This window comes from Geodermatophilus sp. SYSU D00814, assembly GCF_054050055.1.
This window is the reverse complement of record NZ_JBJGYP010000002.1, coordinates 74,043-86,324: the sequence shown is the minus strand read 5'-3', so window position 1 is coordinate 86,324 and position 12,282 is coordinate 74,043. Positions and strand designations below refer to the sequence as shown.

Below are 12,282 nucleotides of genomic sequence, written 5' to 3'. Positions count from 1 at the left end.
CGATCGGGGCTTCCGCCACCAAGGAGATCTCCGTCATCTCCGCGCCATCGAGCACCAGGGGGACGACGTGCGCACACGACGCAGGCTCAGGGGTCGCCGGCTCGCTGCCCTGGCGGCCGACGGCTTCGAGAAGGTGGAGCTGATCGTCCCGCTGCGAGCCCTGAAGGCGGCCGGCGCGGAGGTGGACGTCGTGTCCCTGCGGCGCGGACGCATCCGCGGGGTGAACCTGCACGTGCCGGCCAGCCGGGTCCGCGTGGACAGGACGATCGAGGAAGCCGATCCCGGCGACTACGACGGCCTGCTGCTGCCCGGGGGGTTCATCAACCCCGACCTCCTCCGGCAGTCCGCCCCGGCACGGGAGTTCGTCCGCGCGTTCGCCGCCAGTGACAAGCCCATCGCCACCCTCTGTCACGGACCGTGGGTGCTCGCGTCGGCGGGACTCGTGGACGGTCGGACCCTCACCTCCTGGCCCGGGATCCGCGACGACCTGGTGAACGCCGGTGCCACCTGGCTCGACCGGGAGCTCGTCCGGGACGGGAACCTCACCACCAGCAGAGGGCCCCAGGACATGGCCGCCTTCGTCCCCGGGATGCTCGACGCCTTCGCGACGACGTCGCCGGAGCCGGCGACGACGGCACCGCGTCGCGAGTCCGACCGGCAGCGCGAGGCGCCCGTCGGCTGGGCCATCGCCGCGCTGCGGTGGTCGCCGAAGCCGTCGGTCGCCGCCGTGGCGGGCATCGGCCTGGCTGCCGCCGCCCAGCGCGCCCTGCACGGTCCGGCTGCACAGAGCTGGAGGACCCGGGCGGCAGGCCCTGCCGGGTGACGTCCGCGCCTGCGGCGGGTGCGGAGGTCCCTGAGCCGCCGCGACTCCACGACGCACGCCGGTGCTCCGCGGTGCACCCGTACCGGCTCCCGTTAGCCGGTACCTCAGACCACTGCCGCTCTTTCGTCATCGTGAACGGGACTACTCGGTCCCGCTCCGCGGTAACCGGCACCCGGGGCAGACGTCGGCACCGTTGAACAGCCAGCGTGCCTTGCCGAGGCCGCGGTCCCGGGAGCACAGATGATCGAGACTGCGGACCTCGAACTGGCCGAGGTCGCCTACTCGACCAGTCCCCCCTCCGAGCGCTCGCAGGAGATGCTGGAGAGGCTGCGACCTCTCGTGCCCTTCGACGCCGCGTGGCTGGCCACTGCCGAGCCGATGAGCAGCAGCTACACGTGCGTGGCCAGCACCGACCTCGACGCGAGCACGCTGCAGTACCTGAGCGGTCCCACCGTGGCGCGCGACATCGAGCTGACACACACCGCCCCCACGCGTCGGCCGCTGAGCCCGTCCGACCTGCCCTACCCGGCCGCCGACCTGTCGACATGGGCGGAGTGCTTCATCCCCGCCGGCTTCCACGAGGCCCTGGGCGTCGCCCTGTTCGACGGGGGCCGGCGCCACGTCGGGCACCTGGCGCTGCTCTTCAGCAGCAAGGAGCCGCCGCCCCTGGCCATGCGGCGACGGCTGCACCAGCTCACCCCCCTCCTGGCGCGCGGGTCGGACCCGTTGCGCTCGCTGGCCGCGGCGGCGCGGGTGGTGCGGGGGGCGGCCGCCGGCGCGGTGCTGTGCCGCGACGGCGCCACCCGGCCGCTGCCCGGCCTCGACGGCGACGCACTGCTCGCCGAGGGGTCGCCCGTCCTCACCGTCGCGCGCTCGTGCATCGACGAGGGTCGGGTGTTCGCGTCCTTCCTGTGGCCCCGCGGAGGACGCCACGCCCCGGACGGGCACGTCCGCGTGACCGTCCTCGCCGCTCCCGGAGAGGCGTCGGCACGCCTGCTCGGAACGGTCGTCCTCTCCCCCGTGACCCACCTGCGGGGGCTGACGCCGCGTGAACTCGAGGTGCTCGGGTTGCTGGTCGACGGGTGTTCCAACCAGCAGATCGCCCGCGCGCTGGTCGTGGCCCCGCGTACGGTCGCTGCCCACCTCGAGCACATCCTCGTCAAGCTCGATGCGCCCACGAGGACGCTCGCCGCGGTGCGGGCCGAGCGCGAAGGCCTCTACGTGCCCCTGGTCCCGTCGCCCTGCCGGGCCTGAATCGGCCGTTCTGCCGATGGTGCTCCCCCGTCTGCCTCGGTTCCCTGGGAGGACCCGACGTGCCACGAGGTCGCCGGGTCGAGCACGTCCGCATCCATCCACCGGGGGGAGACCATGACCGCGTCCGAGTCGTGCGTCCAGGCCGCGGACCCGCAGGCCTCGAGCGCATGAGCCGGCTGCGGATCGAGCGCTTCGTCCGCACCAGCCTGTGGCTGCTGCCGATCGGTTGCCTGGCCGCGGGCGCCCTCCTCGCCGTCGGGACGCTCGCCGTGGACCGGGCGACGGGCTACCGGCTCGTCCCGCAGAGCCTGACCGGGACGCCGTCCGACGCCCAGACGATCCTGTCCTCCTTCGCCACCGCCATGGTGTCGCTGACCAGCCTCGTCCTGACGGTCACCCTGGTCGCGGTCCAGCTGGCGATGGGCCAGTTCTCGCCCCGCATCGTGGGCGCGCTGCTCACCGACCGGTGGAGCCAGCTGGCGATCGGGTTGTTCGGCGCGAGCTTCCTGGTCGCGGTGCTGACCCTCCGCGAGATCCGCGGCTCCGACACCGGCACGGTGCCCGGACTGTCGATGCTGCTGTGCTACGTCCTGATGCTCGCCAGCATCGTCGTGCTCGTCCTGTTCGTGCACCACATCGGACAGGGCCTGCGGGTCTCGGGGCTGATCGACCTCGTCGGAGACCGGAGCCGCGAGTTCATCGTCCGCCAGCACGGGGAGGGGCCCGTCGTCACCGGCGGCCCGGACGAGATGGTCGCCGCGCAGCCCGGCAACGTGGTCCGCGTCGACCGACCGGCACTGGTCGCCGCGGCCCGGCGGGCGGACTGCGTGCTGGAGCTGGTCCCCGTCGTCGGGGACTTCGTCGTCGGCGGCGCGCCCCTGTTCCGGGTGCACCCGGGCACCCGGTCGACGGTGGCCGCCGACGGCCCCCCGGCCGGTCGGCTCCGCGCCACCGACGTCACCCGCCACGTCCTGCTCGGCCCGGAGCGCGTGCACACCGAGGACCTGGCCTACGGCTTCCGCAAGCTCGTCGACATCGCCGTGCGGTCGATCGCACAGCCGTTCAACGACCCCACGACGACGGTCCAGGCGCTGCACCGGCTGCACGACCTGCTGCGCCAGATCGCCGCTCGCCCCCTGCCCTGCGGTGAGCACCGCGACGAGGACGGCGTGGTGCGCCTGCTCGAGCGGACCGTCAGCTGGGACGGCTACGTCCGGCTGGCCTTCGACGAGATCCGCCTGGCCGGGGCGTCGGAGCCGCAGGTGACCCGGAAGACGTGCGCGGCGCTGGCCGACCTCAAGAGCGTGGCACCGCCCGACCGGCAGGAACCGCTGGACCGCCAGCTCCGGCTGCTGCACGCCGCCGTCCGGCGCGCCCACGAGGACGAGGAGGACGTCGTCGCGGCGCTCACCCCGGACACCGAGGGCATCGGGTCGGGAGCCGACGTCACCGCCGCGCCACGCTCTCGAGCGGCTCGCGCACCGTACTGAGCCGGCCAGGTGCCGGCCCGACCATCGCCGGGGTCAGGAGCCGGACCTCCGCTTCGGACGCGGTGCTGTCCAGGTCGACCCGCGAGAGCAGCGGGAGCCGCCATCGTGGCCTGCCCCGCGAGGCGGCCGACCGCATGGGCGCCGTGCTGCTCGTGACGCCGGCGTCGACCGCAGCCAGAGACGACTCAGGCCGCCCTCCCGGGGGAGGACGGCCTGGTCGTCGGGGTGGAGCTGAGGGGACTCGAACCCCTGACCCCCACACTGCCAGTGTGGTGCGCTACCAGCTGCGCCACAGCCCCGTTCCCGGCCCGGCCGGTGTCGTCCGGACCGAGGAGAACTGTACATCGCCGCCCCGGGCCGCCCGCGCGGGGGGTGCGGCGCGTCAGATCTCGACGCCGCGCTCGGCCAGCCACCCGACGGGGTCGATCCGCTTCCCGTCCATGCCGCCCTCGTGCACCTCGAAGTGCAGGTGCGGCCCGGTCGACTGGCCGCGGTTGCCCAGCAGCGCGATCGTCTCGCCGGCCTCCACGTACTGCCCCGGCTCGACGAGGATCTCCTCCATGTGGCCGTAGACGGTGACGTCGCCGTTCTCGTGGAGGACGTAGACGGCCAGGCCGAAGCCGCTGGCCGCACCGGCGCGCACGACCACGCCGTCGGCCGCGGCGTACTCCGGCGTGCCGATCGGGGCGGCGAGGTCGATGCCGTAGTGGAAGGTGCCCCAGCGCGAGCCGAAGCCGCTGGTGAAGCGGGCGCCGTCCACCGGCAGCACGGCCTTGGGCCGGGCCGCCTCGGCGGCGGCCGCGGCGGCCTCCGCGGCGGCGGCCTCGGCGGCGGCGCGCTCCGCGCGGGAGGCGGCCACCTCCTCCAGCCGGGCCTGCGCCTCCGCCTCGGTGATGGAGGCCATCGGCATGACCTCGACGGCCTCGTCGCCGGTGGCCAGCTCCATCGCGCCCAGCACCGGAGTCGGCTCGGCGGCCGCCTCCGGGGAGCCGGGGACCCCGACGACCGCGGCGCCCACGGCGCCGGCCACCAGCGCGGCGACGAGCAGGGAGGGACGGCGGTCGCGCAGGCCGCGACGCCGGCGGACCGGCACGGGGTCGGCTGCCACGGGGGCCGGGACGGCGGCGGTCGCGGGGGCGTCAGCGCCCTCCACCGGCAGCACCGCGGTCGGCAGCACGGTCGGGTCCGGGCCGGCGACGACGTCGTGATCGGCCGCCCGCGGCGCGGGCAGGACCGCGGCCCAGGGCGCCGGGTCGGCGGGGCGGACCGGCGGGAAGCCGCGCAGCGGCGAGACCGGGCGGGCAGCGCCGCGCCGGTGCGCGCCGGTCCGGGGGCCGGGCACCTCGCGGGAGGCGTCGCTCGAGGGTCGCGGCAGCAGACCCGCCTCGCTCCGGTGACTGACCAACGCTCGTACCCCGCTCGTGGGAAGCGGCCCCCGTGGGCCCGATCAGGACTCAGCGATCAAAACACACCGTGACCGTCTCGTGACCCTCCGCCCGGCGTGTCATCGGATGACGCGCCGTGTGTGCCGAGTCACGTCCTGCACCTGCGTTTGGGCGCGCCCGCCCCGGGGCAGATCCTGCCTCCGGCGTGGAGAAGCTCGCGCCGGTCCGACGCTCACCCGCCGGGCCGACCCCCGCCGATGCCCGCGGACCGCACCGCGCCCGACGCCCGACGCGACACGCCGCAGGACTCGCCGCCACCGCCGGCCGCCACCTCCCCCCGGGGTGTGGCCGCTCCGGTCGGCGTGATCCCATGACCGTTCCCCGGCGTGGTCCTCGGACGTCTCGTGGCAGCGGTGCGACCGGTCGTGCCCGCACCGACCCTGGACAGGAAGGACCGATGCCTCGATGGCGCAGCCCGAGCGTCCTCCGCGGGAGCACCCGCGGAGCCGGACGGCCCCCGCGGAGCCGGCGGTGGCACCCGTCGTCCGCATCCGGCCGCTGACCGCCGCGACGCTCGAGCAGCACGGGGCCCGCCTCACCGTCCCCACCTACGACCGCTCGGCACTCGTCCCCGCCGTCGTCCACCTCAGCGTCGGCGGCTTCTCGCGCGCCCACCAGCTCACCTACTTCGACGAGGTCGCCGAGCAGCGCATCTCCGGCGGCTGGGGCGTCGTCGGCGTGGGCCTGCGGCACCGGTCCATGCACGAGGCCCTGGCGCCGCAGGACAACCTCTACACCGTGGTCGAGCGCAGCCCCGACGGGGAGCGGGCCCGGGTCGTCGGCGTCCTCACCGACTACCTGTTCGCCCCCGACGCCCCCGCCGCCGTGCTCGACCGGCTCACCGACCCCCGGACGCGGGTGGTCACCATGACCATCACCGACGCCGGCTACCTGCTCGACCCCTGCACCGGCGCCTTCACCCCCGACGACGACGTCCGGCACGACCTCGCCCACCCGGCGCGCCCGCGGACGGTCTTCGGCTTCCTCGTCGAGGCCCTCGACCGCCGCCGCCGGGCCGGCACCGCGCCGTTCACCGTGCTGTCCTGCGACAACCTGCACCGCAACGGCGACGCCACCCGCACCGCGGTGGTCGGCTTCGCCGCGCTCCGCGACGAGGTGCTCGCGCGCTGGATCACCGACCGCGTCGCCTTCCCCAGCAGCATGGTCGACCGCATCACCCCGCAAACCGCGCCCGAGGAGCGCGCCGACCTGGCCCGCCGGTACGGTGTCGACGACCGCTGGCCCGTCGTCACCGAGCCCTTCTCCCAGTGGGTCGTCGAGGACACCTTCTGCAACGGCCGCCCGCCCCTGGACCGGGTGGGCGTGCGGTTCGTGCGCGACGTCACCGACCACGAGCTGATGAAGACCCGGCTGCTCAACGCCACCCACTCGGCGCTGGGCTACCTCGGCACGCTCGCCGGGCACGAGCGCATCGACGTCCTCATGGGCGACCCGGTGTTCGACGCCTACGCCCGGCACCTCATGGACGACGAGGTCACGCCGCTCATCCCCTGCCCCGAGGGCATCGACCTCGACGCGTACAAGGCCACCCTCCGGCAGCGCTTCGCCAACCCGGCCATCGCCGATCGGCTGTCGCGGCTGTGCCGCCGCGGCTCCACCAAGCTGCCCCAGCACCTGCTGCCCTCGCTGCGCCAGGCGCTGGCCGAGGGCCGCCCGCACGGCCTGCTGACCCTCGCGCTGGCCGGCTGGGTGCGCTACCTGCAGCGCACCGACGGCGCCGGGCTGCCGCTGCCGGTCGAGGACGACCGCGGGGAGCACCTGCAGGCACTGGCCCGCGCCGGCGGCGCCGACCCACGCCCGCTGCTGGCCGAGCGATCGGTGTTCGGCGACCTCGGGACGGTCCCCGGCTTCCCCGAGGAGCTCGCCGCGGCCCTGCACCGGCTGGCACACGACGGCGTCCGCGAGACCGTCGCCGCCGCCACGGCCGCCTCCGCCGCCACCGCCGGATCCGCCGCCACGACCGCCGCGAGCGATCGGTGACCCCGCCCCGCGTGGGCGGGGCGGCCGCAGCAGTCCTCCCCCGGGACGCCGTGGCCGGCCTGACCGCCCTCCTCTGCGACGCCGACGGCAACCTCTTCCCCTCCGAGGAGCCGGCCTTCGTCGCCTCCGCCGAGGTCACCAACCGCTTCCTCGCCGAGCTCGGCGACGCGCGCCGGTTCACCCCCGACGAGCTGCGGCTGGCGACCACCGGCATGAACTTCCGGACGACGTCGCGGCGGCTGGCCGCCGAGGCGGGCCGGGCCGAGGTCGACGTCGAGCCGTGGGTGGCCGAGGAGAAGCGCGCGGTCACCGCGTACCTCGGTGAGCACCTGCGCCCGCACGGACCCACCACGGCCGCGCTCACCGCCCTCGCGCCGCACCTGCGGCTGGCCGCGGTCAGCTCCAGCGCCCTGGGCCGCCTCGCCGCCTGCTTCACCGCCACCGGCCTCGACGAGCTCATCCCGCCGGCGGCCCGGTTCAGCGCCGAGGACTCCCTGCCGACGCCGACCAGCAAGCCCGACCCGGCCGTCTACCTGCACGCCTGCGCGCGGCTGGGCATCGCCCCGGCGCAGGGTCTGGCGGTCGAGGACTCGGTGCCCGGCGCCCTGTCGGCGGTCCGCGCCGGCTGCCCGACCGTCGGCAACCTGCTCTTCGTCCAGCCCGCCGAGCGCGCCGAGCGCGAGGCAGCGCTCCGCCAGGCCGGGGTGCTGGCCGTCGTCTCGTCCTGGCAGGAGCTCGCCGACACGCTCCTGCCCGTCCTGACCGGAGGTGGCCGATGAGGATCGTCTACACCAGCTTCCGCGGCCTGTTCTCCGACAGCCCGCGCGCCGTCTTCGAGGCGCTGCGCGCCCGCGGCGACGACGTCACGCACACGTGGCTGACCGCCCCGGTCGCCGAGCACGCCTTCCCGGCCGACGTCGAGACCGTCCCGTTCGGCAGCCCGGAGAGCGTCGCCGCCCTGGAGTCCGCCGACGTCGTCGTCTCCAACGACCACGTGCCGCTGGACTGGGAGAAGCGGCCCGGCGCGTTCTACCTGCAGACGTGGCACGGCACCCCGCTCAAGCGGATCCACAACGACGTCCTCTGGGCGCCGGAGGGCCGGCTGGCCTACCTCGAGCACGACATCGCCCGGTGGGACGCGATGCTCTCGCCGAACCCGTACAGCACCGGCCGGTTCCGGCAGGCCTTCGGCTTCCGCGGGCCGGTGCACGAGACCGGCTACCCCCGCAACGACCTGCTCTCCAGCCCCCGGCGCGAGGAGGTGCGCGCGGCGGTGCGGGCCGGCCTCGGCATCGGTGAGGACACCCGCGTCGTCCTGTACACGCCCACCTGGCGCGACGACCTGGTCTTCGAGGGCAGCGGCGAGCGCGACTTCGACTTCCCCGTCGACCTCGGGGACTTCGCGAAGCGGCTGGGCGACGACCACGTGCTCCTGCTGCGGCTGCACAACATGGTGTCCAGCCGCCTGGAGTCCATCGAGGGACTGCCGGTGCGCGACGTCTCGTCCCACCCCGACATCCGCGACCTGTACCTGGCCGCCGACGTGCTGGTCACCGACTACTCGTCGACGATGTTCGACTTCGCGATCACCGGCCGGCCGATCCTGCTGTTCCCCTACGACCTCGCGGAGTACCGCGACCGGCTGCGCGGCTTCTACCTCGACCTCGAGGAGGTCGCGCCCGGCCCGCTGGTGACCACCAGCGGCGAGCTGGTCGACGCGATCGCCGACCTCGACGCCGTCGCGGCCGCCTCCGCCGACCGCTACCGGCGGTTCCGCGAGACCTACACCGCCCTCGAGGACGGGCACGCCACCGAGCGCGTCCTCGACCTGTTCTTCCCGCCCGGCGGTCCCGCCGGCGCGGCTGCTCCGACCCGAGGAGGGGACGACAGTGCGCTTCGCTGACCTCACGCAGACCACTCCGGCACGCAGCTTCGGGCTGCGCGCCGACCGCCCGGCTCCCCGGCCGCAGACCCGCCCCGTGCAGGTCGTCGTCCTGGCCGCCGGCATGGGCACCCGCCTGGGCCGCCCGCTGCCCAAGCCCCTGACGCCGCTGCACGACGGCCGCAGCATCCTGCAGCGCCAGCTCGACACCGTCGGGCAGGTGCTCGGCCCGGCCGTCGACGTGACCGCCGTCGTCGGCTTCCAGTGCGAGCTGGTCATGCAGGCCGCCCCCGACCTGCGCTTCGCCTACAACCCGCACTACGCGCGGACCAACACCAGCAAGAGCCTGCTGCGCGGGCTGCGCGCCACCGGCCCCGGCGGGGTGCTGTGGCTCAACGGCGACGTCGTGTTCGACGCCGCCGTCCTCGAGGCGGTCGTGCCGGCGCTGCAGGCCGACGAGAGCTTCGTGTGCGTCGACACCTCGGTGGTCGGCGACGAGGAGGTCAAGTACACCCTCGACGCCGAGGGCTGGATCGACGGGCTGTCGAAGACGGTGCAGGGCGGCCTCGGCGAGGCCGTGGGCATCAACCACGTCTCCTCGGCCGACAAGGCCCTGCTGGTCGAGCACCTGGAGGCCTGCGGCGACCAGGACTACTTCGAGCGCGGCATGGAGACGGCGATCGCCGAGGCGGGCCTGCGGTTCCGGCCGCTGGACATCTCGCGCTGGGCCGCCGTCGAGGTCGACTTCGAGGCCGACCTGGACCGCGCCAACGCGCTGTTCTCCGGCCCGCGGCCGCACCTGCACCCGGTCCCCGACGGCACCGCGTAACGGCCCCTCGAGGCAGTGGAAGCTCTCCCCACGTCCTGGGCGTCAGGACGTGGGGAGAGCTTCCACTGCCTGGGAGCGGGCGGGGTCGCGGAAGCGGCGGACCGCGCCCAGCCCCGCCACGACCAGCCCGGCGCCGCCGGCCACCAGCACGGCGACGGCGACCCGCGCGAGCACGGCCGGTCCGGCGCCGGCGACGTTGGCACTCCACAGCACGTCGACGTCGGGCAGGCCCTGCACCAGCAGCAGCCAGCCGAGCACCAGCGCGCACAGGCCGGTCACCACGCCCCGGCCGCGCCGGGCGGCGACGGCACCCAACGCGGCGACCAGCGCCGCGGTTCCCGCAGGCAGCAGCGCCGAGACGACGGCCGCGGCGTGCGAGGACACCGTCACGGGCGGCTCGGGCGTGGCCGCGGCGTGCCACAGCGCCGCGGCGGCGCCGGCGCCCAGGGCCCAGGCCAGCGGCGCGGGTGTCCGGGCGGCCAGCCCGGCCGCGGCGACGGCGGCGAGCAGCGCGGCGTACAGCGTCCAGACCAGCAGCGGCGACGGCGGTGGCTCCCAGGTGAGCTCGCCGCGGACGGTCACCGCGGTGTCCCCGTGCCGCATCGGCACCGTCCAGTCGAAGACGGTGTGCGGGTGCGACGGGTCGGCGGCGACCGCCGGCGGCAGCTGCCCCTCGCTCATCCAGTGCGTGCGGTGGTCGTGCCAGGTGTACTGCGGCTCGGTGGACACCTGCACCCACTCGGGGTCGCCCTGCGGGTCGGCGGCCGCGGGCAGCGTCACCCGGCCGTAGCGGTCGAGGTTGATGTAGGTGGCCGGGCTGGCGGCGTTGCGCCAGACGCCGTCGGGGCCGATCCGCAGGTAGGGCTCGTCGGAGTAGCCAGGCACGGTCACCTCGACGCCGGTGGTGTTGACCACCTCGAGGGCGTCGCCGAACTGCAGCACCCGCACCGACACCCCCGGCACACCCGGCCGCACCGACGTCACCCGGCCGTCGAAGTCGCTGCCGGCCGCGTCCCCACCGACGTGCGCGGTGGCGGGGCCGGCGAGCGCGAGGGCGGCGAGCACGCCGAGGACGACGACGAGCAGCCGGCCGGCCGCCCGCCGTGGACGGGCGCCGGTCACCGCGCGGCGACGGCTTCGAGGTCGCCGGCGATGTCGCGGGCGGTGTTGCCGGCGTCGAAGGCCACGTGCGCCTCGTCGTCGGGGCCGTAGAGCAGCAGCAGCGAGCTGTGCAGCCGGCCCCGGTCCTCGGCCAGCGGCACCCCGGCCGACAGCTGCGCCTGGTCGATGACCTCCTGCTCGCCGGTCAGCCCGACGAACTGGGTGGGCAGGTCGGCGTCGAACCGGTCGAGGTACTCGCCGAGCACCTGCGGGGTGTCGGCGGCGGGGTCGGTGGTGACGAAGACCACCTGCACCTGCCCGGCCAGCGCCGGGTCGACGTCGCGCAGCGCCAGGGCGACGTCGGCCATCGTCGTCGGGCAGACGTCGGGGCAGTTGGTGTAGCCGAAGAACAGCAGCGTCGGCTTCCCCGCCGTCGCCGCCGCGAAGTCGTACTCCGCGCCGGTGCTGTCGGTGAGGGTGAACGACGGCCGTTGGTAGGGATCGCGCAGGTCGATGCCGGCGTACTCGTCGCCGGGCCCCTCCAGCGTGGCGGCCGGCCCGTCGGAGGAGCCGCTGCCGTGGTCGTGGCCCTCGGCGGCCGCCGCCTGCTCGCCGTCGTCGGAGCCGCAGGCGGTCAGGCCCAGGGCAGCGGCGAGCAGCAGCGCGGCGACCCGGCCGCGGACGGGAGCGGTCACGAGGACACGGTACGTCGACCTGCGCGGTAGCCGAGGACGACGCCCGCGACGCCGACGGCCAGCGCCAGGATGGCGAGGAACAGCGCCAGCCCCGCCGGCGCGTTGCTCACCTCGCCGCCGTGGGCGTGCTCGTCGGCGGCGGCCGCGGTGTCGGTGGCGGTGGCGGTGTCGCCCGTCAGCGAGAGCACCGGCGCCGGGTACTCCGGCTCCTGGCCGTCGACGGTCGGCTCGATCCAGGCCGACTCGGTGCCGTCGCTGTAGGTCTGCACGGTCGGGAACGACAGCGTGTCGGCGTCGGGAAACGGCCCGCCGGAGAGGGAGAACTCCTGGAACTCCCCGGGGGCGATCCCGCCGCCGGGGTCGGCGCGGAACTCCACGACCGACACGTAGTCGCTGATCTGCTGGCCGTGGACGTCCACCGGTTCGGTCAGCTGCGCCGAGGTCAGCGTGACCGTCCAGCCCGGCACCGGCTGCACGCGCAGCGAGGCCAGCGCCTCGTCCTCCGGGATGGACACGCGCAGCGCCACCGTGCTGGCGGTGTCGCTCTCGTTGGGCACCCGGAAGGTCAGCTTCCCGTAGCCGCCGGCGGTGGCGTCGTCGGAGGAGACCGTCACGTGCGCCGAGGCGCCGGTGGCGAGCACGACGGACGCGACCAGGGCAGCGACGAGGGCGGTCAGGACGACGCCGGCACGGGCCAGCGGTCGCAGGACGGTGGGACGCACGGTTCTCCTCGGGTTCGGGGTGGGGCCTGATCGGGGTGGC

The 12,282-nt window shown here is 75.2% G+C and carries 11 protein-coding genes and 1 tRNA gene; 7 read left to right on the top strand and 5 right to left on the bottom strand.

The window, feature by feature from the left end:
* Positions 1-67: 67 nt before the first annotated feature.
* From ACI780_RS01995 to ACI780_RS01985, 3 genes are all read left to right on the top strand, one after another.
* Positions 68-823 (top strand): type 1 glutamine amidotransferase domain-containing protein, encoded by a 756-nt coding sequence (locus ACI780_RS01995; RefSeq protein WP_457000565.1) that lies wholly within the window; start codon positions 68-70, stop codon positions 821-823.
* Positions 824-1,063: 240 nt separating this feature from the next.
* On the top strand, positions 1,064-2,077 hold the full coding sequence (locus ACI780_RS01990; protein WP_457000564.1) for a response regulator transcription factor: 1,014 nt from the start codon (positions 1,064-1,066) through the stop codon (positions 2,075-2,077).
* Positions 2,078-2,244: 167 nt separating this feature from the next.
* Positions 2,245-3,567 (top strand): DUF2254 domain-containing protein, encoded by a 1,323-nt coding sequence (locus tag ACI780_RS01985; RefSeq protein WP_457000563.1) that lies wholly within the window; start codon positions 2,245-2,247, stop codon positions 3,565-3,567.
* 226 nt (positions 3,568-3,793) lie between these two features.
* Here ACI780_RS01985 and ACI780_RS01980 read toward each other — a convergent pair.
* A tRNA-Ala gene (locus ACI780_RS01980) sits at positions 3,794-3,866 on the bottom strand.
* 83 nt (positions 3,867-3,949) lie between these two features.
* Positions 3,950-4,909 (bottom strand): M23 family metallopeptidase, encoded by a 960-nt coding sequence (locus ACI780_RS01975; protein ID WP_457000562.1) that lies wholly within the window; start codon positions 4,907-4,909, stop codon positions 3,950-3,952.
* 574 nt (positions 4,910-5,483) lie between these two features.
* On the opposite strand from ACI780_RS01975, the gene ACI780_RS01970 reads away from it, so the two are divergent.
* From ACI780_RS01970 to ACI780_RS01955, 4 genes are read left to right on the top strand one after another with little or no spacing between them, the layout of a single operon-like run.
* Positions 5,484-7,013, top strand: coding sequence for a mannitol dehydrogenase family protein (locus ACI780_RS01970; protein WP_457000561.1), 1,530 nt, complete (start codon positions 5,484-5,486; stop codon positions 7,011-7,013).
* Complete coding sequence (locus tag ACI780_RS01965; protein ID WP_457000560.1) at positions 7,010-7,792, top strand: HAD family hydrolase; 783 nt, start codon at positions 7,010-7,012, stop codon at positions 7,790-7,792. The genes ACI780_RS01970 and ACI780_RS01965 overlap by 4 nt, the downstream gene beginning before the upstream one ends.
* Positions 7,789-8,916, top strand: coding sequence for a CDP-glycerol glycerophosphotransferase family protein (locus tag ACI780_RS01960; protein ID WP_457000559.1), 1,128 nt, complete (start codon positions 7,789-7,791; stop codon positions 8,914-8,916). Before ACI780_RS01965 ends, ACI780_RS01960 begins: the two co-directional genes overlap by 4 nt.
* A complete protein-coding gene (locus ACI780_RS01955) occupies positions 8,903-9,724 on the top strand; it encodes a phosphocholine cytidylyltransferase family protein (RefSeq protein ID WP_456869779.1) in 822 nt (273 codons plus the stop codon). Before ACI780_RS01960 ends, ACI780_RS01955 begins: the two co-directional genes overlap by 14 nt.
* A 42-nt stretch (positions 9,725-9,766) precedes the next feature.
* On the opposite strand, the gene ACI780_RS01950 is transcribed toward ACI780_RS01955, so the two are convergent.
* The 3 genes from ACI780_RS01950 to ACI780_RS01940 are packed head-to-tail and all read right to left on the bottom strand — an operon-like array spanning position 9,767 to position 12,242.
* On the bottom strand, positions 9,767-10,846 hold the full coding sequence (locus tag ACI780_RS01950) for a hypothetical protein (protein WP_456869778.1): 1,080 nt from the start codon (positions 10,844-10,846) through the stop codon (positions 9,767-9,769).
* Positions 10,843-11,520, bottom strand: coding sequence for an SCO family protein (locus ACI780_RS01945; RefSeq protein WP_457000558.1), 678 nt, complete (start codon positions 11,518-11,520; stop codon positions 10,843-10,845). The genes ACI780_RS01950 and ACI780_RS01945 overlap by 4 nt, the downstream gene beginning before the upstream one ends.
* Positions 11,517-12,242, bottom strand: a complete 726-nt coding sequence (locus ACI780_RS01940; protein WP_456869776.1) for a YcnI family copper-binding membrane protein — start codon at positions 12,240-12,242, stop codon at positions 11,517-11,519. Before ACI780_RS01940 ends, ACI780_RS01945 begins: the two co-directional genes overlap by 4 nt.
* Between the last annotated feature and the right edge of the window lie 40 nt (positions 12,243-12,282).